Below are 23,995 nucleotides of genomic sequence, written 5' to 3' on the forward strand. Positions count from 1 at the left end.
TCTATCAATATAAAAACCCCCTCTTCACTTTGAAGAGGGGGACATAATTGTTCCTCCTCTTATTATGCAAAACATTCGTTTTGCAGGTATTAGCACCGTTTCAAACATTTCGTTTGAAGGTTGCCGGGTTTCACAGGGCCTTTCCCTCCACCGCTCTCAATAAGAGTTGTCTTTATTATTTTATTTATGTAGCTAAAAGGAAATGCGTTCCCCTTTTAACAATGTTTGTTAATTTTTTAATAAATTTAGCATGCACAAAAGTAAAAGTCAATGACACTTGCGGAAAAATAAAAATTATTTAAAATAAAGTTGCAATTCAATTATCTTTTATTGTAAAGTTAAAAACATAATAAAAATTTCATACGAACATTCTTATCTAGAGAGGTAGAGGGACTGGCCCTGTGACGCCTCAGCAACCATTAACATTTTGTTAATAAGGTGCTAATTCCAGCAAATTGTGAAAGATTTGACAGATGAGAAGAAGACTCTATTCAAACCGAAAGCCTTCTTCTTAGAAGGCTTTTTTTATTTTATATTCACTTAATGTTTCAATTTAAAAAGGAGGAATTTTCACATGTCAACAATCGAAACAAAACTAGCACAAATCGGAAATCGTAGTGAAACTACAACTGGAACGGTTAATCCACCAGTTTATTTCTCAACTGCTTATCGCCACGAAGGAATTGGTAAATCTACTGGCTTTGACTATTCACGAACTGGCAATCCAACTCGCGGTCTTTTAGAACAGGCGATCGCAGACTTAGAATATGGCGAACAAGGTTATGCCTGTAGTTCAGGGATGGCGGCTGTTCTCCTCGTCCTTTCTCTATTCCGCTCTGGAGACGAACTTATTGTATCTGAAGATTTATACGGGGGAACGTATCGATTATTTTCTGAGCATGAAAAAAAGTGGAATGTTCGATGTAGATACGTAAATACACAGTCTATTAAACAAATTGAGCAAGCTATCACAACTGAAACGAAGGCTATTTTCATAGAAACTCCAACTAATCCATTAATGCAAGTTACCGATATTGCTGCTGTCGCAACTGTAGCGAAAAGGCACGGACTACTTCTTATTGTAGACAACACATTCTACACACCTTATATACAGCAACCATTAACAGAAGGTGCTGACATTGTACTTCATAGCGCAACGAAATATTTAGGGGGACATAACGATGTACTAAGCGGGCTTGTCGTTGCAAAAGGAAAGGAACTTTGCGAGGAAATCGCTCATTATCATAATGCATCAGGTGCAGTTTTAAGCCCATTTGACTCATGGTTATTAATTCGCGGTATGAAAACGTTAGCGCTTCGCATGAGACAACATGAAGAAAATGCGAAAGCAGTTGTTGCGTATTTAAATGATGAAGACGGGGTGACAGATGTATTTTATCCAGGAAGAGGCGGCATGATTTCATTCCGCCTTAAAGATGAAGCTTGGATTAATCCATTCTTACAATCTTTATCCTTAATTACATTTGCCGAAAGTCTTGGTGGTGTAGAAAGTTTAATGACTTATCCAGCAACGCAAACACATGCTGATATTCCTGAAGAAATTAGAACAGCAAACGGCGTATGCAATCGTCTTCTTCGATTCTCAGTTGGCATTGAAAATAGTAACGATTTAATTCAAGATTTAAAGCAAGCCATTAAACTCGTAAAAGAAGGTGTAAGAATATGAGCTATTCTATAGATACACTCTTACTACACAACCAATATAAACATGACTCGCAAACAGGCGCTGTGAACGTTCCTATTTATAACACATCAACTTTTCACCAGTTTGATGTAGATACGTTCGGAAAATATGACTATAGCAGGTCAGGAAATCCAACTCGTGAAGCTCTTGAAGATATCATTGCTTTATTAGAAGGCGGAACAAAAGGATTCGCCTTTGCATCAGGCATTGCAGCGATTTCCACTGCATTCCTCCTTCTTTCACAAGGTGATCACGTACTCATTTCAGAAGATGTGTACGGAGGCACTTACCGAGTGATAACTGAGGTACTCTCCCGTTACGGTGTTTCACATACATTTGTTGATATGACCAATTTAGAAGAAATAAAACAAAACATGAAACCAAATACAAAGCTCTTTTATGTAGAAACACCTTCTAACCCACTTTTAAAAGTGACAGATATTCGCGAGGTTTCTAAACTCGCAAAATCTATTGGCGCTCTTACTTTTGTTGATAATACATTTTTGACACCACTATTCCAAAAACCACTTGAACTTGGAGCTGATGTCGTTCTTCATAGTGCTACAAAATTTATTGCTGGTCATAGTGATGTTACTGCCGGATTAGCAGTAGTAAAAGATGCCGAACTCGCTCAAAAGCTTGGATTTTTACAAAATGCATTCGGTGCTATTTTAGGACCTCAAGATTGTTCTCTCGTACTTCGCGGTCTAAAAACATTGCACGTACGCCTCGAGCATTCAGCTAAAAATGCCAATAAAATCGCACATTATTTACAAGAGCACGCTAAAGTACAAAATGTCTATTATCCGGGATTACAAACACATCTCGGATTTGATATTCAACAATCTCAAGCAACATCAGCTGGAGCGGTCTTATCGTTTACTTTGCAGTCAGAAGATGCACTCCGCCAATTTTTATCAAAAGTAAAATTACCTGTTTTTGCAGTTAGTTTAGGAGCTGTAGAGTCAATTCTTTCTTATCCAGCAAAAATGTCACATGCAGCACTGTCGCAAGAAGCTCGTGATGAAAGAGGAATCTCTAATTCATTACTTCGGTTATCAGTCGGTCTTGAAAATGTTAACGATTTAATATCCGATTTTGAAAATGCCCTTTCTTATGTAGAAGAACCTGTAAATGCATAGAGAAAAAGAAGATATGAGATTAGGTTTTCATATCTTCTTTTTCTGCGTTTTAGTTATATTCATTTGAATTTCTTCTTTTCTTATAGTCCATAAAAAAATAAAAGTATATCATCTATTTCTAAATAATGGATTAATTGATATATTAAGAAATAAAAAGGGGTGAAAATAATGGATATTTGTTCAGATATTTTAGTCGTTATCGATTTACAAAATGGCGTATGTTATAGCGAGGAGCATTTATTTGATTTACAGAACTTACTAACAAAAGTAAATAAAAGAATTTATTCATACAGAAAATTAAATAAACCAATCCTTTTTGTTCAACATTGTGATGATGATTTAGTACTCGAGAAAGAACTTTGGGCTATTCATACCGATTTAGATGTTCAAGAACAAGATTTTTTGTAAGAAAAACACATGCAAATTCATTTTATAAAACAAACTTAAAAGAAATTTTAGATCAATTATCTGTAAATTGCATTGAATTTTGTGGCGCCCAAACAGAGTACTGTATGGATGCTACGATTAAGTTTGCCCACGGACTAGGATACGAAAACTTTATGGTACAGAAAACAACCTCTACGTTGAATAATCCTTTTATGTCCGCAAAAGAGACAATTGATTTTTATGAGAACATATGGAATCACAGGTTTTTAACGTTGCTAAAAGATAAATTTTAGAATAAATGACTAATGACTTGATCATCCTAAGATTTATCAGCTGTAAGCAAATATTTCATTATCACCATAAAGAAGCGAATTAGATTCAGCTTCTTTTCTTTTAACCTGTTTTATATTCTATATATATCATTATAATTCCTTTGTCATATTATTTTAAAAATTTCGTATATTCATTTGAAAGAATAAGAAAATCATGATAAAATTGTGTTACAAATATATCTATATCTTTCAATTTTTAAAACGCATCGAAATTTTCACCCAAAAATGTCATTTTACAAAAACATGCTAATTTACCTATTTTATTTACATCAGGGTCTCTTTTCTTACAATTTCTTTACTTTAGGACTTTTTTTCTGCAACAACTATTTTCTTTTCTTTAAATTTTTGGTATGTATAGTATGGTATAATAGCTCACACGGAGGTGGAAAAGAACATGTTAGAAACCTTTCAAAAAGAATTAGAACTATATGAAAGTAATGCAGAATTATTAAAAGTGCTAGCTCATCCTGTTCGTTTATGTATCGTAAAAGGATTAATCGAGCGCGGTCCAAGCAACGTTTCTACAATGTATACTGGCTTAAACATGCCACAATCTACAATTTCACAGCATTTAGCAAAATTAAAAAGCGCTAAAATCGTTTCTAGTGAAAGAAAAGGATTGGAAATTTATTACAAAGTAGAGAATGAAACAATCATTCAACTCGTTCGCGTATTATTAGGTTAGGGACTAATAATCGAAGAAAAAGAACGTATTCTATATTTTTCATCTCATATCTTTAATATAAATATATATCATGAGAGGAAATATATAATACTACATAAGTCGTATTAAAAAACAAGACACAGTATATACTGTGTCTTGTTTTTTATATTGTTACATACCGATCCAAATGTAAATGTTGCATATCTTTTGTATGTATAACAACATCAAATGCACTCCCTACTCCTCCATTCAAAATCATAGAACGAACGGCTCGATTTTGTTTTTGCGTTTCAGAAAAAGGATTCATATCTTGATGGCTCGTAAGCTGTTCTAATATCCCTGCAGCTAACAAGAAATCAGATTGTTTCTTATGCCATACTGCACTCATTCCTTGCATACTAAACATCTCCTTTAGCTCGTCCCAATGAATATGAGTAGTAAGATCCATTTCACCTGGATGCGCTAGTGGGTTACGTATTAGCTTATGCTGATAATACCCTCGCAAACTTCCTTCACGGTGTGCTGGATGCATCCATTCTTCTTTTGTGTATCCGTAATCAACTGTAATACATATACCTTTTTGAAACCATTTCGCAATTTCTTTTATATACTCCTCCATCACAATTGGTACTTCAAAACGTTGCCCTTCAGCAATATGAATATTATATTTTAATAAATAGCGACCAATTCTTTTATCTAACGGCCTACATACTTCTGAAAGGTTTCCTTCCTCTGTATATGTAATACGTACTTCATACAACATACCATTTCTTTTCTCAATTATTTCAACAGGAAATGCATCAAACAACTCATTCGAAAAAAGAATTCCCTCGAAAGAATCTCCCATTTCACTATAGGAGGTATAGTACGATACATTAGAAAATGAGCCAAGGTGCTCCTGCTGTAATTTTCTATGAAAGGGGCTCACTTCAATCATTGAATAGTTTAAATCAATAAAGGTTTTTGGAGATACTTGCTTCCATTCTTGTAAAACATCATAGGCAAACTTCCCTGTTCCTCCGCCAATTTCACAAATATTCGGAGCAACTTCACCATTTTCAACAAGACGAATAAAAAGTTTAGCAAAAGTTTTTGCAAACACAGAGGATACGTTGCTACTTGTAAAAAAATCCCCTTGTCTTCCAATCTTTTCACGTTCTTTCATATAATATCCATGACCTTCTGTATACAATACAAGGTTCATATACGTACTATATGAAATTGAATAATCCTTTTCTTTCCCCATCCATTCTCTTAAAATGAGCTCCATTCCCATAATGACTCCTTATTGTAAAAACGGATTATTTTCTTTTTCAAAGCCAATGCTTGTTTCTGGACCATGTCCACATAAAACCGCTGTTTCATCTGGTAATACAAATAATTTCTCTTCAATACTTCCAATTAATTCAGCGAAACTTCCACCAGGTAAATCTGTTCTTCCAATGCTCATTTGGAACAATACATCTCCTGAGAATACAGCATTCGCCTCTTTACTATAATAAGAAATACTTCCTGGAGAATGTCCTGGTGTCTCAAAAATTTCAAAATTAAATGATCCAATTGTTAATGTACCTTCTGCATCAATTATATGATCCGCTGGTTTTGCTGTAATACTGCGGTTCATCATAAAAATTTGAGAGCCGTTTACAGTTGCATCTCCTAACCAATCTGCTTCTTCTTTATGTACGTACACAGGAATATGAAAAGCGTCTCTTACCGCATCAACAGCACCGATATGATCAAAGTGAGCATGTGTTAATAAAACAGCCAATGGTTTTAATTGTTCTTCTTGTACATATGTAACGAGCTTTTCACCTTCATGACCAGGGTCAAAGATAATGCACTCTTTTTGATCGTTCATTAAAATATAAGCATTTGTTTGTAATGGGCCTAACGGCATTTGTATCCATTTCATATGAAAATCTCCTCCAGTTATTAAACTTACTTTTAATGATACAACATTTCTTTCTCTGAGGAAAAGAAAGGATGCTATCTCGACAATCATTTTTAAAACATGTACAATATAAAAGAGTAAATATTCCAAAAACTCATAATAAGAAATGGGTAGACAGAGGAGGATATTGTATGGGCCTTGTTATTATTTTTACACTTGTCACTCTGTTAGCTGTATTTGCTACGCTTAGAACACTTCGTGAAAAAAACTTTTTCGCGAGCGGCTTTGCAATTGCAACTGTACTCGTTTTCGGATGGTTTACAATCATGACTGTTCTATATAACGGGTATCCACCAGCAGCTTAATTCGTTTACACTTTATTCTTCATCGAGATTTCACACAAAAAGAGGAAGGGCTCCCCCTTCCTCTTTTCATATTTCACAACTTATATCATCTTCGCTTCGTATTTGTGCTTTTTTACAAGCCAAGCTCCTCCGATAACACCTGCATCATTACCAAGTGTTGCAATAGCTAACTTCGTGCTCTTTACAGCACGTGAGAAAGCATATTGCTCGAAATAGCGTTGAATTGGTTCTAATAGCGCATCTCCAGCTTTAGACACGCCTCCACCAATAACAATTTTCTCTGGGTTCAATGTACTAGAAAGGTTCGCTACAGCTAATCCTAAATAAGAGGCTACTTTTTCTACTACTTCACCTGCTAATTCATCACCTTGTCCAAGTGCTTCAAAGACATCTTTTGATGTAATACGTCCTTCTTCAGCTAACATAGAACGCAACATGCTCTCTTTATTAGTCTCTTGTATTTTTTGCATAGCAACACGTACAATACCTGTCGCAGATGCTACTGTTTCTAAGCAACCAGACTTTCCGCAATTACATGGGAAAGCATTTTCTGTAACGACTGTAATATGTCCAATCTCACCAGCAGCACCACTCACGCCGTGTACAATCTCACCATTGGCGATTACACCACCACCAACGCCCGTACCAAGTGTCATACAGATTAAATCTTTTGCACCTTCACCAGCACCTTTCCACATTTCACCAAGCGCTGCTAAGTTTGCATCATTATCAATAACAACAGGTAATCCTGTTTCTACTTCTAATAAATCTTTTAGCGGATAGTTTTTCCATCCTAAATTAACCGCTTCATAAATCATTCCAGACGCCACATGTACAGGACCAGGAGCTCCCATACCAATACCAATTAACTTGCTCTTCAATTCGCCTAATTCTTCTAGCTTTTTATCAATTGCTTTCGCAACATCAAGTGTAATATGTTTTCCTTGCTCACCTGTATTCGTAGGGATTTCCCACTTATGTAAAATTTCACCGTATACATTAATAAATGCTAATTTAATCGTTGTACCACCAAGGTCAACACCAACTAACCATTTCTCTTCCATGTTGCTTACCTACCTTTATCTAATTCTTATTTAGCTCTTTTTGAATTTCTTGCTTCAATAAAAATAAAGCTGTTTGATAGTCTTGTGGATCGATTAGCTGTGATTGATTTAATTCACGCAATTCATCTTGCATTAATTGTAAATCAGCAATTCGATCTCCCGTATAAATAATCGTACCAAATTTCTTTAGCAATTGCTGAATATCATAAATAGATACCATTTCATCACCCTCTATGCTCACTTACTATAAAAAATTATAATAAGAAAACGTTCACATATTTTATTATAATCAAGAAGAAAAAGTCTCGTCAATTTTTATTTGTCTATACAAGCTTATTTGTAAGCATTGTTCCTTTTTCTGTAATAATTTTTTCTATATTTTTATCAAATGGCTCTACCGGAATGTGTTTTACCATTTGAAAATCATACGCTAATGATAGCGTTTTCCCTTTATAATGCACGAGATAACGATCATAATAGCCACCGCCGTACCCAATTCGCTCTCCTCGTTCTGTATAAGCTACGCCTGGGACAATTTGAAGATCAATTTCATCCATATTCACTTCTTCCGTAAGCCCGGGAATCGGTTCACGTAAATTCATATACACCGTTTCTAATTGATCAAAATTATTAATTTGCCGGAAAGACATCGTTCTTGTTCCTTTATTACACTTAGGAACTACAACTTTCTTTCCTTCTTCCCAAGCTTTTTCGATAATAGGATATGTATTCACTTCATTTTCCATTGAAAGAGTAATTCCAATTGTTTTAGCTTCAACCCACTCTTTTTCCGCATACAACGAAAATGCAATCTGTTCTGATAAAGTTGTATACTGTTCTTCTGATAAAGAATTCATGTGTTCTATTATTTGTTTACGCAAACGTACTTTCTCTGCTTTCACACACTCTCCCCCTTACAGTGACACTTTACTCTATGCTGATAGTGTATCACTTTTAACATAGGAATCGAATAAAAAAAAGAAACAGTAGGAAAATATTCCTACTGCTTACTTTGTTTCACGGTGTAACGTAGACTTCTTGTCACGCTTGCAATACTTTTTAAGCTCGATACGCTCAGCGTTGTTACGTTTATTTTTCTTTGAGATATAGTTACGATCTCCGCATTCTGTACATGCTAGAGTAATATTCACACGCATTCTTATTTCCCTCCAGTACTAATAACTTAAATCAGACTATACTATAATACCACTTTTAAAATAAAAATTCTACACCTTTTGATATTGTCTAATTTTTTCTATAAGATTTTTCATGTTTTCCCTTGCTATTACTGGGTTTCTAGCATGTGAATACACCAAAAATTTTGGTTGTTTTGTGTCAGAAACGATATAAGACCACTCTTTTTCAGTATATTTGAACTGTACTCCTTCAAATATACCTTCTCCCTTCCTTTCTATATCATCCAATAATTTCCTCATAATTTCCCCTTTTTCATTCCATGAACATACCACTTCATCATAAAGTAAATATAGCGGAGGTGATTGCTCCACTATGCTGAGAAACGTTTTTCCTTGCAATGCTATTAGCTCAAATAATTTTCCAATCCGATATAAAATATCTCGCTTCCACCTTACTTGAAACGCCTTTCTTTCATCCTGCGTATAAAATAGAAGATAACATTCCCCTAACTTCAAAGACATTGGGTAAATATTTCCTGTCGATTCGAGTAAGAAATCTGGAATATCTACCTCTTCCAAATCTGTACCTTGGTAAATATTACTATGTTTATCGTATAACTCGAAATGATTTCCTTGCTCAGAAAATATAAGAGCCATATTCGCTTTACTTGATTTCATCAAAGCTTTCACATGATCTTTTTGTTCGCTTGCATAAATCCATGTAACTGTACAACCAAGTCTTTGCAGAAAGAGCATAAGTAAATGTTGCAACGTATCATTTCTCTTATTAATAAGAAGATGAAACTTCTGCATCTGTATTTTCTCGATATCAATATGCTCCAATATAACTTCTATATACTCATTCATAGAAACATGAACGAGCTTATTACGCCCCATTTCTTTCTCCATCACGTAATAAAACAATTCGGACATATATACTTGTTCTATCTCTTTTTGCTGCTTATACGTTAACGGCATGCCAGCTTGACCGTATAACTTTATAACAATCTCATTCTCATTCTCTACTTGAATGAAAACACCACCTGCACATTGCAAATGATGAACACTATATTGAAAAAGTGACTCGTTCATTTCTTTACATTCCATCGTATGAATCCCTATACCATGAATAGCATGTAAAAATAAATTTTTATAAGAGGTTGTTTCTATATTTTCTTGACTTCCAATTAATATACTTTCTCCTTTTTTAAAAAGAGAACCATACGCCATCGCAATCTTCACGATAAACTGGGGAGTAATTTCAACATTCCCTCTTCCTACAATGCGGCTTTTTTGTAACCACCCTGCACTCATTTCACTCTCTTGAATACCAGCCGCTCCTACTATCGAATGACTATCAATCGCCTTATAAGGCCATACTTTTCCTTTTTGCTTAATTACCGTACTTCTCCCGATATGACAGTGATCCGCTACAACGCTTTTTTGAAACAGTGTAACATCATCTTCAACTATTGTACGCTCTCCTATTGTCGTTTCTAATAGTTCACAATACTTCCCAATGTGGGCATTCGCAAAAACAATACTTTTTTGAAGATGAGAATAACTTGAAACGATACTATTTTTCCCAATAATAGAATATGGCTCAATTACAGCTCCTGTACCAATCTTTACTCCTTCTCCAATAAAAGAGGGGCCATGAATTTTCGTCCCTTTACCAATCGTCACCCCTTCTCCCATCCATACCATCGGTAATACTTCCGTATAAGGAATAGGTACTTGTAACTTTTTCGTTAACAAATCAAATTGTGCTTGTCGATATTGATTAAATGTGCCGATATCTAACCAATAACCTTCTGACAAATATGCGAATAATACATTTTTGTTTGCCAATAACGGAAACACATCATGACTGAAATCACAAAATTGTCTAGGCGGTATGTAAGAAAAGATTTCTGGCTCCATAATATATATGCCTGTATTCACAACATTAGATACTACCTCATTCCAGCCCGGCTTTTCTATATATCGTGTAACCTCCTGGTCTTTATTTATTACAACCAATCCAAATGAGAGTGGATTTTCTACTTCTTTCACAAACATTGTTACCATTCTTTTCTTTTGTTCATGAAACCTAATTCCTTCTGATAATTGAAAGTCAGTTAATGCATCCCCGCTTATCACAACAAATGTTTCATCTAAAAATTGTTCTGCTTGTTTAATACTCCCTGCTGTGCCAAGCGGAGGAGAGTCTTCAAAATAATACAAGTTAACTCCCCATTTACTACCGTCACCAAAATATTGCTTAATGGTCGTACTCATATATTGAACAGTAATTGCAATTTCACGAATACCATGCTGGCGTAATAACTCAATATTATATTCTAAAACTGGTTTTTCTAATAATGGTAACATCGGCTTTGGAGTATTACATGTTAATGGTCTAAGGCGTCTTCCTTTTCCTCCAGCTAAAATAACCCCCTTCATATACTTCAGCCTCCACTTATATAATGTTCAGTAACTTCATATACCATATGTATATTCCCTATCCCACATGAACTAGCAGCATAAACTTGATTAGTTAAACAAATCCTCATTTAGAAGACCATATAATAAATTTCTCACCTATAAAAACGTACATTTCAAACAACAAGAAAGCGCTTACTATTAATTGTTAAATAATACTTATTAACGACCAACATATATACTAATTTTCCCATTACATTATGATACATCTTATCATCATAAACTAAAGGAAACAACGAGCTTTTTTTGTCATGTTTTGACTAAAAAAAGCAGGTGATTTCCCATCACCTACTTTAATTCCTACTCATTCAATAAATAATGCTTTCCTTTTACTAAATAAAAGACATTTTCAGCAATATTTGTAATATGATCTGCTACACGCTCAATATATCTCGCGACAAATGATAATTGTGTAATTTGCGTAATTGCTTCTGGTTGTTCCGGAACCGAAGATATAAACTCACGAATTGCTTTTCCATATATTTCATCAACGGAATCATCCATTTCAGCAATTTGTTTCGCAAAAGTTAAATTTTCTTGTTCATATGCTTCTAACGCTAAATGCAACATCTCATTTGCAACCGCAAACATTTCATCCAGGTTGTGCAAACTAACAGCCACTTCTTTTTCCCCAAGACGAATTGTAGCCTTTGCAATATTAACAGCATGATCTGCAATACGCTCTAAATCTGTCGCTGTTTTAATTGAAATAAAAATCCTTCTTAAGTCACTTGCTACAGGTTGCTGCTTCGTAATGAGCATAAGCGCAAGATCGTTTATTTCCTCTTCTAAATTATCCATGCGGTAATCACCATCAATGACCTCTAACGCTTTCTCTACATCCCTTGTATGCAGACCTTCCATAGCAATCAATAAAGCCGCATTTGCTAATTCTCCAAGCTCGATCACTTTTTGCTGTAACGCTTTTAAATCACCTTGAAACTGTTCTCTTACCATTTTTCTTCCCCCTCAATATTATGTGCCATTATATAAAAGTGAAACTTTAATCAACCCTCATCAATCGGGCTTTTATACTTGTAATAAACCTTAAGATAAGGAGAAGTATTACTTCTCTATTAACAGTAAGATAAAATAAGAAATGCCCTCTGTTAAGAGGGCACTTGCTCTTAGCTTTGAAACGATATCAACCAAATCGACCTGTAATATAATCTTCTGTACGCTTGTCTGAAGGAGTCGTAAATAATTTGTTTGTATCTGTATACTCCACAACTTCCCCGCTTAAGAAGAAAGCTGTTTTGTCTGAAATACGCGCTGCTTGTTGCATATTATGCGTTACGATAACAATACTAAAATCTTTCTTTAGCTCTTGAATTAATTCTTCTACTTTTAATGTTGAAATTGGGTCTAATGCCGATGTTGGCTCATCCATTAAAATAACGTCTGGCTCAATAGCTAAGCAGCGTGCGATGCATAGACGCTGTTGCTGTCCACCAGATAAACCGTATGCATTATCGTGCAAACGATCTTTTAACTCATCCCAAATCGCTGCTCCACGTAAACTTTTTTCAACAATTTCATCTAATGTCTTTTTGTCACGAATACCATGGATTTTTGGACCGTATGCTACATTCTCATAAATAGATTTTGGAAATGGATTTGGCTTTTGGAACACCATTCCTACATGCGTTCTTAATTCTTCAACTGGATATGATTTATCAAATATATTGCGTTCTCTATACTCAATTACACCTGTAGTTCGAACGATCGGTACTAATTCTACCATGCGATTTAATGTTTTTAAGTAAGTTGATTTACCACAGCCACTTGGACCGATAATGGCTGTAACTTCATTCTCATGAATACTTAAATTAATATCTTTTAAAGCATGGTCTTCCCCGTACCATAAATTTAAGTTTTTCGTATCAAATACTACCTTCTTTGGCGCAGTCTCGATTTTCTCTTCGTTTTTCACCTGTACATTTACTACTGTTGCTACCATTTGAATTCCCCTTTCATCCATTTCCAACTTATTTTCGATTTCGTAACCATAAAACAAATATATTGATAAATAGCAACAAACCTAACAAAACAATCATCCCAGCTGCTGCTACATACTGAAATTCTTCTTGTGGCCTACTCATCCAATTAAAAATTTGAATTGGTAGAACTGTAAATCTATCAAACATACTAAATGGAACATAATTTGCAAACGCAAGTGCCCCAATAACTAATAGTGGTGCAGCTTCTCCAATTGCTCTTGATATCGCTAACGTACAGCCCGTTATAATCCCTGGGAAAGCATATGGCAATACAATTTGATACATCGTTTGCCACTTTGTAGCACCTAATCCGTAAGAACCCTCTAATAATACACTTGGTACTGATCGAATTGCTTCTTGACTCGCCACAACAACTGTTGGTAAAACGAGTAGACTCATCGTCAGCGCTGCTGCAACTATACTCTCTCCTAAATGAAGAGCATATACAAAAATAGTTAAACCAAGCAATCCAAATACAACGGATGGTACTCCTGCTAACGTTTGATTATTAATCTCTATTATTTTTTTAAATAGAGATTCCTTCGCATATTGCTCTAAATAAAGTGCTGTTCCAACTCCAAATATAAAAGAAACAGGTATAACAATACTCATAAATAATATTGTCCCTGACAAAGCTGCAGCAATACCAGCTTCTTTCGGATTACGTGAAGCGAAATTTGTAAAGAAATCTATTGAAAGATAACTTATACCTTTTTCAACAATTTGAAACAGTAACAAAAACAAAATTACGATTGAAAATAAAATTGCTATATAAAATAACAATTTGTAAATTCGATCTTTTAAAAAGCGTGATGCCATATTTTTTTGTATTTTTTTATGATTCAACATTCGCATATTATGTCATCCTCCTAAAACGGCGCATAATTGACTGCGAAATGATGTTCATAATAAAGGTAAACAAAAATAACGTTGCGCCTACAGCATACATGCTGTAATACGTAATCGTTCCATGCGGAGCATCACCTAAACTTACTTGCACAATATAGGCTGTTAACGTTTGAATAGAATGTGTCGGATCAAGCGATACATTTGGTGTGGATCCTGCTGCAATTACAACAATCATCGTTTCACCAATTGCACGAGAAGCCGCTAATATAATTGCTGCCATAATCCCTGTAAAAGCGGACGGAAACACCACTTGTTTTACCATTTCAAACTGCGTCGCTCCGAGTGCTAATGAAGCTTCTTTCGTCCCTTTCGCCACACCTCTCATCGCGTCTTCAGATAGAGATGCAACGGTAGGCATCATCATAAATCCGATAACGATTCCTGGACTAATCGCATTAAAAAACTGTAAATCTGGTATAATCCTTTGTAAAAGCGGCGTAACAATTGTTAATGCAAAAAAACCATATACAATTGTCGGGATACCTGCTAATAGCTCTAACATCGGCTTTAATATTTTCCGTGTACTATTTGAAGCATATTCGCTTAAAAATACGGCACACGCTAAACCGATAGGAATTGCTACAAACATGGCAATTGCAGTTACAAGGAACGTTCCACATATAAGTGGTAATATACCGAATTTAGGATATTCAAAAAATGGTAACCATTCTTTCTCTGTCACAAAGGAGTATAATGATATTTTTTGAAAAAACATGATTGTTTCATTAGAGAGCGTAAAAACAATTCCAAGTGTCGTCACAATAGAAACGCTAGCAATTATTTTTAGTAATAAAGGCACTATTCGATTGATTCGCTGCGTTTTTTTTCTTTGCTTTATATTTCTTTCAATCAAATGTTGTACAGAAAATGTAATTTGACTTTTGTCATTATGAGCCAAAGATGAAAACCCCTTTCCACCCCGACATTACCTTTTTATTTCTGTTAACATACGCAGCTGTTCATTGTATTTTTCTTTTCGTAATTTTACATACCCGACCTCTTCAGCGAGGTTACCGACATGCTGAATCATAAACTCAACATAGTTTGCTACATTCATTTTATTTCGGATAGATGCATTATTCACATAAGCAAGTAGCGGCCTAGATAACGGCTTATACTTACCTGATTGAATGGTCTCTTTCGTCGGAAATACACCATTTACTTTTATTGCTTTCACCTTATCTCGATTAGCCATATAATAAGCATATCCTACAAAAGCAATGGCATGTTTATCATTCATTACCCCTTGCATAATAACTTGATCATCTTCAGACAAAGAGACTTTTTTTACAATGCGATGATTTTGTAAGATGACATTTTGAAAATAATCATACGTACCAGAGTCTACGCCTGGTGCATAAAACTTCACTTGTTCACGTGGCCATGTTGAATGAATTTGTGACCATCGCTTCTCTCTTCCATCTTCACTCCAAAGTAGTCGTAACTCGTCTACTGACATATCGTCTACCCATGTATTATGGCGATTCACAACAATCGTAAGACCGTCGTTAGCAACCTCAAAAGGTGTGAACTGAATAGAGTTTTTCTTCATTTCATTTTTCTCGACTTGTTTCATTACTCTCGAAGCATTATTTATATCTACTTCTCCTTTACTGAAACGATTAAATCCTCCCCCAGTTCCAGAAATACTGATGGAAATTTTCACGTCTGGATGCACCTTTGTATATTCCTCCGCTACTGCTTCTATAATAGGAAAAACCGTTGAGGATCCATCAACTCTCACTTCTCCCGTATCATTTAAAGCAAATGCAGTAGACATTTCAAAACAGAGGAACCATATTGATAATACGAAAACTTTAATCGGTGTACGCATCCATTTCACGTGTTCTTCCTCCTAGAAGTAACCGGAAATAACAGGATTACAGATATAAGAATACTGCTAAACTATTAATTCGGTTTTAATTGTTTGTAAAAGTTTTGTAAAGTTCCACAAAAATCAACATACGATACAATTTTAATTCAGTAGTAGCTATTCATTTCCTCTGATGATTTCCCTATAAAATATTTATCCCCTATCCCACCATATACAAGTATCATTTATAGGGCCGCGTTTTTTCAATGTTGTATACTTGTCCACATTTATTACACGATATGCATAAACCATAAAAAAAAGCACACTATCTTTTCATATAGTGTGCTTTTTTACAACTTTTTTATTCATCATCTTGCTCTTTATTTTTATTGTCTTTATCATCTTTTGGAGCTTCACCATTTACTTCTTTGTTTTTCAAATCAAAGTAAGCGTCCATAATTTCACGACCAATATATCCATTAATACCAGTCTTATCATCATGTACCCATGGAACGACAACAGAGAATGCTACTTCTGGATCTTCAAGTGGCGCATAACCTACTAATGTTAAGTTATATGTTTCCACACGTTCACCTTTTGCATTTCTACCAATCTCTTTATCTCCACCATACACAGTTTGAGCTGTACCAGTTTTCCCAGCAGCTTTATATTTTGCACCTGTAAAGTACTTTGTAGCTGTACCACCTGAATCATTATACACTTGTCTAAATCCTTCTTGAACGCGTTTAATTTGCGATTCCGGCATATCAATACGATTTAATACTTTCGGTTCCATAGATTGAACAACTTTCCCAACTTCATCTGGTTTCACTGCCGGTTGACGAATTTCTTTTACAACTTGTGGTTGCATACGATATCCGCCATTGGCAATCGTCGAAATATATTGCGCTAATTGAAGCGGTGTATACGTATCATACTGTCCAATTGATAAATCTAGTAAGAAACCTGGTTGACTACTTCTACCCATCTGACCAGCAGATTCATTCGGTAAATCAATTCCTGTTTTTACACCAAGTCCAAACTGTCCGAAATAATAACGCATCGTATCAAATGCTTTTTGAGGTATATCTAACGTACCACCTCTCACATACTGAACACCGGCGATATTCATCGCTGTTTTAAACATATAAACGTTAGAAGACATTTTTAAAGCTGTAAGGTCATTAATATATCCCATCGTTTTCCAAGACGACTTCGTAGGTGTACCTTTTAATTTAATTGGTTCATCCAATTGTACTGCCCCTGGTTGAATCGCACCAGTTTGATATCCAGTAAGTACTGTTGCACCTTTTACAGTTGATCCCATCGGATAAGAACTTGTCATGGTACCTAATGCAAAGTCATTTACTTTCGTTTGACCATCTTCGTTAACTAATTGTTTCCCCGCCATAGATAAAACTTCACCATTTTTTGGGTTCATCATTACAACGAATGCGCGATCTAAAAGAGGTTCGCTTCCTTTAAATCTCATTAAATTCTTCGCAAGAATATCTTCCACACGCTTTTGTAATTCCATATCAATTGTTAAATTCAGATCATTACCACTTTGTCCTTTTGATACATTAATCGTTTCTAAAATATTACCGTTTTTATCTGTAACATTTCTAACTTCTGCTTTCGTACCGTGCAGACTATCTTCATACTGTTGTTCAAGATAACTTTTTCCTACTCGGTCATTTCGATTATAATCACGAACAAGATAGTAATCTAGTCTTTCTCTCGGTAAGCCTTCATCAGATGTCGACACCCCACCAAGTACACTTCGGAATAAATCATCGTACGTATATTTTCGCTCCCAATCAACATTCGTATCTACACCTGGTAATGCTGCTAGGTTTTCACTAATAATCGAATATTCCTTTTCTGTAGCATCCTTTTTAATAACTTGAGGTGTCATTGCATATCCGCCGTCCATCTTACTCTTAATCGCTAGTATTTCTAGATCTTTTGCGGATAATTGATTAATCTCTTCTTCTGTTACACGACTTCGCTGACGCTCGTCTAATTCTTTATCATCAATTTTTTTATCTTTAAACTCTTGACGATCTTTATTCGTAATTTTTTCTTTAGCTTCCTCTTTATGCATAGCAAGCCAATAATCTTTTTTATCGCGATCTGTTAATTTATCTGTCGGTACTTCAATCAAATCTGCTAGCTTTTTCGCTGTTTCTAAGCGATCCTCTGCAGTTGATCCCTTCATTTTTGTAAATGTAATAGTACGAATGGCTGCATTATCTACTACAGGTCGCCCATAACGGTCAAATATTTTCCCACGCGGTACAGGATTACTTATCGTTGAGTTTTCTTTCTTCTCCACTTCATTCTTATATTCTTCACCGCGAACAATTTGTACATATCCGAGCCTTACAATAACCGCGGAGAACATTAAAAACACGCAGAAAAACAACACGTTTAATCGAAAAGGAACGTGGGTCTTTTTCTTATTTTGCTTCTGCTTCTTGCTCATACAAACCCCCTCTACCAACAGCTATGTAATGTGAAAGGGACACCCTCATACAGGTGTCCTCACTGCTGTCTTACATCTTTTTCTATTCTAGCATAAAACAAACGAGAAGTTAACCTTCTGGTTCAGTTTGGTTTTGCGCGTTCTCTTGCGTTACAACACTTGTTTTACTCGCATTTCCCTCATCATATTTGACATTTTTAACTGCAAAATAAATAAGAAAATGTCCAGCACCTAAAATACATAATAAGTAAGGTAAACTTTTTTCAGGTGGAAAGAATAGTACAGCACATAAAAAACTTAAAATGGAACAGATTCTTCCGGCGTTTAACCATAACTCCCGAACAACGACATATTCCACACGCCATTCTCTCGCATTTTTCGCTCTACCAATTACGTCATATGTCATTGATCCGTACGGAACAAGTAAAATAGGATATGCAATCGCAATACATGCCGCATAAATAAGTAATTTCGTGTATGTAACATTGAAAATAACTAAAAAGACGACAGCATATAAAATAATGCCCCCAAGTAAAATTGCTTTTTTTCGCCACTCCTTCTTTAACATACGAGCAACTAAGTAATAACATACAAAGGATACAGCAGAGTTCACTAAACTGTATTTCCCTAATGCGAACTCACTATTAGTTGCTAAATAAACATATACTGAAATGACAAAAATAAACGTCCCTTCTCTCAATCCTTGGAAAAAATGAGCTCGTGTAATCTTTCCCCAATTTTTATCAATCCGTCGTTCTTTCAATACTTGCACGATTTCATAACGCCCTTCACATTCTCTTTTAGATAAAAAGAAGCTTAAGACGACAGCAATTGCAAATAGAACTAATGAAAGAAAGAATATAACAGTATAGCCACTCCATTTCTCCATACGTGAAATTGTGTATCCTGCTGCTATTGGTCCAATCATCCCAGAGAAGGATGTAAGAAGTCCAAGAAACCCATTAAAGAAATCTCTTGTTTCTGGTTCTGTAATTTCAAATGTCAATAAGTTAAAAGCCAACCAGTAAAAACCGTATCCTACTCCTAAAAGAGCCCCCATTAATAGAATATACTGAGAAGCACTTTTCCCTGCTACTAAGACAACGATAAAAAAAATTGCGAGCGTTCCTACCCCTATTCGTAATAAAATCGAGCGATCGATACGTTTCGCTAATTTCCCCCCTACAAGAAATGTGAGAGGCTGTAATACCACGCTGGCTAAATTATACAAGCCAAGATTCACATAATTTTGTGTTTGTTTCCATAAATAAATATTTACAAACGTATTCGATAAAGAAATTGCGAGCGTGTATAAACCTCCTATAAGGAGCAATAACACTAAATCCCGATTCACTTCAACGTCACCAATTATATGTTTCCATTTCATACACAACTCTCCTTTACTTCATGTTCTAGTCTTCCAAAGACAAGCCCAATTATGTAAAAGGAAAGCATAGAAAAAAGCTAGGGGCTCTCCCCTAGCTTTTTCTATATTTGTTACAATTATTTTGCTTCTTGGTAACGTTTTTCAGCAGCGTTCCAATCTACAACGTTCCAGAATGCACCGATGTAGTCTGGACGACGGTTTTGGTAGTTTAAGTAGTAAGCATGCTCCCAAACATCTAAACCGATAACTGGCGTTTTACCTTCAGTTAAAGGAGAATCTTGGTTTGGAGTGCTTGTTACTTCTAACTCACCATTGTTTACTACTAACCAAGCCCAACCAGAACCGAAGCGAGTTGCGCCAGCTTTTGCGAATTCTTCTTTGAATGCATCGAAGCTACCGAATTTTGCTTCAATTGCAGTTGCAAGTTCACCTACAGGTTGTCCTCCGCCGTTTGGAGATAGGATTGTCCAGAAGAATGTATGGTTAGCATGTCCGCCACCATTGTTACGTACTGCTGTACGGATTGCTTCTGGTACTTCGTTTAAGTTTGCAACTAATTCTTCTACGCTTTTGTCAGCTAATTCTGCATGACCTTCTAAAGCAGCGTTTAAGTTTGTAATGTACGTGTTGTGATGTTTTGTATGATGGATGTTCATTGTTTCTTTGTCAAAGTGAGGCTCTAAAGCATCATACGCATAAGGTAAATTTGGTAATTCGTGTTTTGCCATTGTTATATTCCTCCCAGTTTATGTATTGCCACTTAAGTGACATACAACTTCATTCTACCCTAATTGCCATAGGGTGCAAACAAATAAATCACATTGTCTTGCTATCATTAAAGTAGCAAAATTCCCACTTCTTTTCAATTAAAATGCTCATATATTCCGTAAAAAAAGCTTCCTTCTACAAGGAAGCTTCCTGCTAACATAATAAACATGTGAAATGGATATGGACCCTGTAGGACTCGAACCTACGACCGGACGGTTATGAGCCGTCTGCTCTAACCAGCTGAGCTAAGGGTCCACAATTATGTATGTAACAACATATCAAATAAAGGAATTCCTATCGGATATGCTCTTTAAGAAATGTAAGATAAATTTACCATATAGAAAAGAAAAGTGTCAATTGTATTTTTCTTATTTAAAAGAAGAAAGTTAATAAAAGAAATTTAGTTATCTCCACTATATGTAAATATAATATATCTTGAGATTCTCTAGATTACTACGTTACAATGATTTTATACATACATAAAGGAAGTGAATCTATGTCCATATTTACCCAATTCGTAAAAAGCATATACTCGCCTAAAGATATGGCGCTATTCCGTTTTCAAAAAATCGGTAAAACCATTTTGTATATTATGCTACTTTGCTTAATTACTACTATTCCAAGAACTTTTTTGTACGGTAGTTTTATCCAAGATGGTGTAAGCATGGTAAATCAAGTCATCGATAAAGATTTACCTGATTTTAAAATTGAAAATGGCGAACTAAAAGCCGATATTGATCAACCTATTGAAAAAGAAGAAGGAAATGCACTTTTCGTATTTGATCCAAATTCAACAGACCTAGAAAAATATCAAAATAAAACAGGTTTATTTGTTTTAAAAGATAAAGTAGTCTCTATGGGAAATGGTCAAATACAAACGTATTCTTATAACGATTTGTTAGGTGCATCTCTTGAGAAAAAAGATCTACAAGAATTTATTTCTTTATTCGATAATATTTATCCGATTTTATTATTTGTTATTGGATTCTTAGTGTACCTATTCCAATTATTCATTACTTTTGTAGGCGTGACTTTACTTGCGTTCATCGGTTCTGCTATGAGCGGTCAACGTAAACTATCCTATAAACAAGTTTGGACACTAACTGCATACAGCTACACAATTCCAACAATCTTCTTTATGATTATGGACGCATGTAAAATTGTCGTACCTGGATCAACATTCATCTATATCGCAGTTGTTTTAATTGTTCTGTACTTAACGATTAAAGAAGTTCCAAAACCGAAAGAAAAATAAGAACGAAAAAAATGCCTAAATAGGCATTTTTTTTTTGGACAAGCATATATTCCTAGCAAAGGAGTGAAGAATATGAAAAGATTAGGTATATTCCTATTCGTGCTTGTTCTCGGTTATATATTTTATTACGATATAAAAATCGGTACTTTACCGATGTTAAGTTCATATAAAAAAACAACTGCTGCTCAAACGATTAAAAAAGAAAACACAGACAGTCAACAAAATAAAGAGAACAAAACAGAAAAAGAAACAGATGTATCTTATAAAACAATTGAAGTAAAAACTGGTGAGACAGTTCTTTCTATTACAGAACAAATTAATAAGAAAAAAATTCCTTCCATAGAAAAAGTCATTGACGACTTTAAACAATTAAATAAAAGTACATCTGCTACAAAAATACAAATTGGAAAGTCTTATAAATTCCCCTTATATCAATAAGCTATCACTTAATCCTTGTCAATTACATAAAGGCGCTGATACAATAGTAAAAGTGAAACCGAGTACTTCGGTTTCTATAGCCCTATATCACGTATACTATCATTGATATGAGGGACTAAATAAGAAACTTCTTTTATAAGGAGAGCGATCTATTCGTGAATGAAATGACTCATCGTACAAAAACACGTCCAGTTAAAGTCGGTAATTTAACAATCGGCGGTAATAATGAATTAATTATACAAAGTATGACAACAACAAAAACACATGATGTTGAAGCAACAGTTGCTGAAATTAAGCGTTTAGAAGAAGCCGGCTGTCAAGTCGTCCGCGTTGCCGTTCCAGATGAACGCGCAGCAGATGCTATTGCTGATATAAAAAAACAAATCAACATTCCACTTGTTGCTGATATTCATTTTGATTATCGCCTTGCTTTAAAAGCAATTGAAGGTGGCATTGATAAAGTACGTATCAATCCAGGTAACATTGGTCGTCGCCATAAAGTAGAAGCTGTTGTAAATGCAGCAAAAGAGCGCGGTATTCCAATCCGTATTGGTGTAAACGCTGGTTCATTAGAGCGTCACATTTTAGAAAAGTACGGGTACCCAACTGCAGATGGTATGGTTGAGAGTGCGCTACATCATATTAAAATTTTAGAGGACTTAGATTTCCACGATATTATCGTATCTATGAAAGCCTCTGATGTTAACTTAGCAATTGAAGCATACGAGAAAGCTGCTCGTGCTTTTGATTATCCATTACATTTAGGTATTACAGAGTCCGGAACATTGTTTGCCGGAACTGTAAAAAGTGCTGCTGGTCTTGGAGCAATCTTAAATAAAGGCATCGGAAATACACTACGTATTTCATTAAGTGCTGATCCAGTTGAAGAAGTAAAAGTTGCTCGTGAACTATTAAAATCATTCGGTCTTGCGTCTAACGCAGCAACACTTATCTCTTGTCCAACTTGTGGTCGTATTGAAATTGATTTAATTAGCATCGCTAACGAAGTGGAAGAATACATCTCTACACTTCAAGTACCAATTAAAGTTGCAGTACTTGGTTGCGCTGTAAATGGTCCTGGTGAAGCTCGTGAAGCTGATATCGGTATTGCCGGTGCACGTGGAGAGGGATTATTATTCCGTAAAGGGCAAGTCGTTCGTAAAGTACCAGAAGAAACAATGGTAGAAGAACTGAAAAAAGAGATCGACGTAATTGCTGCTGAAATGGCTGCTGAGCGAGAAAAAGAAAAAGAGACACAAGAACAATAAAAAGAAGGTTGCCACAATATTTGTGAGCAACCTTCTTTTCTACGTAAAAAAGCTCGTCAGTTTAACCGACGAGCTTTTACTTTGCACATTTTGGACAACGACCATATATTTCAAACTTATGACCCGTTACTTCATAACCGGTAAAATCTTTATTCATAAAATCCATTGGGCAGGAAGTAATCTCTTTCGTTCCCCCACAATCCAAACAAATAAAATGATGATGATGTTCCATAATAGAACAAGTAAAACGAAAATGTTTTTCACCATTTAATTCCGTTTGTTCTAAAACACCAATCTCAGCAAAAACTGTTAAGTTACGATAAATCGTATCAAAACTAAGCCCTGGATAATCGTCCTTCATATGCTCTAAAACGTCTTTCGCAGTTAAATAACGATTATGTGCTGCAAATAATCTGAGCATCTCTTCTCTTTTTCCAGTATGTTTGTATCCTTTTTCTTTCATTAGGCGTAAAGCTTCTGTTAGATTCATACCTAT

The 23,995-nt window shown here is 35.2% G+C and carries 23 protein-coding genes, 1 tRNA gene, 1 pseudogene and 2 riboswitches; of the genes and pseudogenes, 8 read left to right on the forward strand and 17 right to left on the reverse strand.

The window, feature by feature from the left end; all coding sequences use genetic code 11:
- Positions 1-56: 56 nt before the first annotated feature.
- Positions 57-166, reverse strand: a riboswitch (SAM riboswitch).
- A gap of 203 nt (positions 167-369) precedes the next feature.
- Positions 370-480, forward strand: a riboswitch (SAM riboswitch).
- A gap of 94 nt (positions 481-574) precedes the next feature.
- The 4 genes and pseudogenes from metI (at position 575) to NST27_RS20860 (ending at position 4,251) form a co-directional block, all read left to right on the forward strand.
- Positions 575-1,687, forward strand: a complete 1,113-nt coding sequence (gene metI / locus NST27_RS20845; protein ID WP_000103889.1) for a cystathionine gamma-synthase/O-acetylhomoserine thiolyase — start codon at positions 575-577, stop codon at positions 1,685-1,687.
- Positions 1,684-2,847: a cystathionine beta-lyase gene (gene metC, locus NST27_RS20850; RefSeq protein WP_000122301.1), complete on the forward strand. Its 1,164-nt coding sequence runs from the start codon at positions 1,684-1,686 to the stop codon at positions 2,845-2,847. Before metI ends, metC begins: the two co-directional genes overlap by 4 nt.
- A 168-nt stretch (positions 2,848-3,015) precedes the next feature.
- A pseudogene (locus NST27_RS20855) lies at positions 3,016-3,527 on the forward strand (cysteine hydrolase family protein).
- A 433-nt stretch (positions 3,528-3,960) separates the two neighbouring features.
- Positions 3,961-4,251: an ArsR/SmtB family transcription factor gene (locus tag NST27_RS20860; RefSeq protein ID WP_000894377.1), complete on the forward strand. Its 291-nt coding sequence runs from the start codon at positions 3,961-3,963 to the stop codon at positions 4,249-4,251.
- 142 nt (positions 4,252-4,393) lie between these two features.
- Here the strand turns inward: NST27_RS20860 and NST27_RS20865 are convergent, their stop codons facing one another.
- Complete coding sequence (locus NST27_RS20865; RefSeq protein ID WP_000525143.1) at positions 4,394-5,506, reverse strand: class I SAM-dependent methyltransferase; 1,113 nt, start codon at positions 5,504-5,506, stop codon at positions 4,394-4,396.
- A 9-nt stretch (positions 5,507-5,515) separates the two neighbouring features.
- Positions 5,516-6,145: an MBL fold metallo-hydrolase gene (locus tag NST27_RS20870; protein ID WP_000871237.1), complete on the reverse strand. Its 630-nt coding sequence runs from the start codon at positions 6,143-6,145 to the stop codon at positions 5,516-5,518.
- A 170-nt stretch (positions 6,146-6,315) separates the two neighbouring features.
- Here NST27_RS20870 and NST27_RS20875 point away from each other — a divergent pair, with 170 nt between their 5' ends.
- Positions 6,316-6,489, forward strand: coding sequence for a DUF2759 domain-containing protein (locus NST27_RS20875; protein ID WP_000524852.1), 174 nt, complete (start codon positions 6,316-6,318; stop codon positions 6,487-6,489).
- A gap of 80 nt (positions 6,490-6,569) precedes the next feature.
- On the opposite strand, the gene glcK is transcribed toward NST27_RS20875, so the two are convergent.
- From glcK to NST27_RS20945, 14 genes are all read right to left on the reverse strand, one after another.
- A complete protein-coding gene (gene glcK / locus NST27_RS20880) occupies positions 6,570-7,553 on the reverse strand; it encodes a glucokinase (protein WP_000391701.1) in 984 nt (327 codons plus the stop codon).
- Positions 7,554-7,572: 19 nt separating this feature from the next.
- Positions 7,573-7,773 carry a YqgQ family protein gene (locus NST27_RS20885; protein WP_000253699.1) on the reverse strand — a complete coding sequence of 67 codons (201 nt, stop codon included), beginning with the start codon at positions 7,771-7,773 and terminating at the stop codon, positions 7,573-7,575.
- A gap of 103 nt (positions 7,774-7,876) precedes the next feature.
- Entirely contained in the window at positions 7,877-8,455 is a 579-nt protein-coding gene (locus NST27_RS20890) for a 5-formyltetrahydrofolate cyclo-ligase (protein WP_000642746.1), read from the reverse strand.
- 105 nt (positions 8,456-8,560) lie between these two features.
- Positions 8,561-8,710 (reverse strand): 50S ribosomal protein L33, encoded by a 150-nt coding sequence (gene rpmG, locus NST27_RS20895; protein WP_001265616.1) that lies wholly within the window; start codon positions 8,708-8,710, stop codon positions 8,561-8,563.
- A 69-nt stretch (positions 8,711-8,779) separates the two neighbouring features.
- Positions 8,780-11,134 (reverse strand): sugar phosphate nucleotidyltransferase, encoded by a 2,355-nt coding sequence (locus NST27_RS20900; protein ID WP_000679333.1) that lies wholly within the window; start codon positions 11,132-11,134, stop codon positions 8,780-8,782.
- 339 nt (positions 11,135-11,473) lie between these two features.
- Positions 11,474-12,130 (reverse strand): phosphate signaling complex protein PhoU, encoded by a 657-nt coding sequence (gene phoU, locus NST27_RS20905; protein ID WP_000251240.1) that lies wholly within the window; start codon positions 12,128-12,130, stop codon positions 11,474-11,476.
- A gap of 187 nt (positions 12,131-12,317) precedes the next feature.
- On the reverse strand, positions 12,318-13,133 hold the full coding sequence (gene pstB / locus NST27_RS20910) for a phosphate ABC transporter ATP-binding protein (protein WP_000226681.1): 816 nt from the start codon (positions 13,131-13,133) through the stop codon (positions 12,318-12,320).
- A gap of 28 nt (positions 13,134-13,161) precedes the next feature.
- On the reverse strand, positions 13,162-14,028 hold the full coding sequence (pstA, locus tag NST27_RS20915; protein WP_001242557.1) for a phosphate ABC transporter permease PstA: 867 nt from the start codon (positions 14,026-14,028) through the stop codon (positions 13,162-13,164).
- A 1-nt stretch (position 14,029) separates the two neighbouring features.
- Complete coding sequence (pstC, locus tag NST27_RS20920) at positions 14,030-14,980, reverse strand: phosphate ABC transporter permease subunit PstC (protein ID WP_000940893.1); 951 nt, start codon at positions 14,978-14,980, stop codon at positions 14,030-14,032.
- Positions 14,981-15,007: 27 nt separating this feature from the next.
- Positions 15,008-15,925 carry a PstS family phosphate ABC transporter substrate-binding protein gene (locus tag NST27_RS20925; RefSeq protein ID WP_000871828.1) on the reverse strand — a complete coding sequence of 306 codons (918 nt, stop codon included), beginning with the start codon at positions 15,923-15,925 and terminating at the stop codon, positions 15,008-15,010.
- 331 nt (positions 15,926-16,256) lie between these two features.
- On the reverse strand, positions 16,257-18,383 hold the full coding sequence (locus tag NST27_RS20930) for a peptidoglycan D,D-transpeptidase FtsI family protein (RefSeq protein WP_000038985.1): 2,127 nt from the start codon (positions 18,381-18,383) through the stop codon (positions 16,257-16,259).
- A gap of 109 nt (positions 18,384-18,492) precedes the next feature.
- On the reverse strand, positions 18,493-19,770 hold the full coding sequence (locus tag NST27_RS20935) for an MFS transporter (RefSeq protein ID WP_000871385.1): 1,278 nt from the start codon (positions 19,768-19,770) through the stop codon (positions 18,493-18,495).
- A gap of 116 nt (positions 19,771-19,886) precedes the next feature.
- Positions 19,887-20,498: a superoxide dismutase [Mn] gene (gene sodA / locus NST27_RS20940; protein WP_001052031.1), complete on the reverse strand. Its 612-nt coding sequence runs from the start codon at positions 20,496-20,498 to the stop codon at positions 19,887-19,889.
- 221 nt (positions 20,499-20,719) lie between these two features.
- Positions 20,720-20,793 (reverse strand) — tRNA-Ile (locus tag NST27_RS20945).
- A 241-nt stretch (positions 20,794-21,034) separates the two neighbouring features.
- On the opposite strand from NST27_RS20945, the gene yqgB reads away from it, so the two are divergent.
- The 3 genes from yqgB to ispG all read left to right on the forward strand — a co-directional run bounded on the left by yqgB (position 21,035) and on the right by ispG (position 23,499).
- Entirely contained in the window at positions 21,035-21,793 is a 759-nt protein-coding gene (gene yqgB / locus NST27_RS20950) for a protein YqgB (protein WP_000021899.1), read from the forward strand.
- A 72-nt stretch (positions 21,794-21,865) separates the two neighbouring features.
- Entirely contained in the window at positions 21,866-22,231 is a 366-nt protein-coding gene (gene yqfZ / locus NST27_RS20955; protein WP_000825416.1) for a protein YqfZ, read from the forward strand.
- A gap of 164 nt (positions 22,232-22,395) precedes the next feature.
- Positions 22,396-23,499, forward strand: a complete 1,104-nt coding sequence (gene ispG / locus NST27_RS20960; RefSeq protein ID WP_153577907.1) for a flavodoxin-dependent (E)-4-hydroxy-3-methylbut-2-enyl-diphosphate synthase — start codon at positions 22,396-22,398, stop codon at positions 23,497-23,499.
- A 76-nt stretch (positions 23,500-23,575) separates the two neighbouring features.
- Here ispG and NST27_RS20965 read toward each other — a convergent pair whose 3' ends face one another.
- Entirely contained in the window at positions 23,576-23,989 is a 414-nt protein-coding gene (locus NST27_RS20965) for a Fur family transcriptional regulator (RefSeq protein ID WP_001054516.1), read from the reverse strand.
- Between the last annotated feature and the right edge of the window lie 6 nt (positions 23,990-23,995).

It is taken from the genome of Bacillus sp. FSL W8-0770 (assembly GCF_038008705.1).
Lineage (GTDB): Bacteria > Bacillota > Bacilli > Bacillales > Bacillaceae_G > Bacillus_A > Bacillus_A cereus.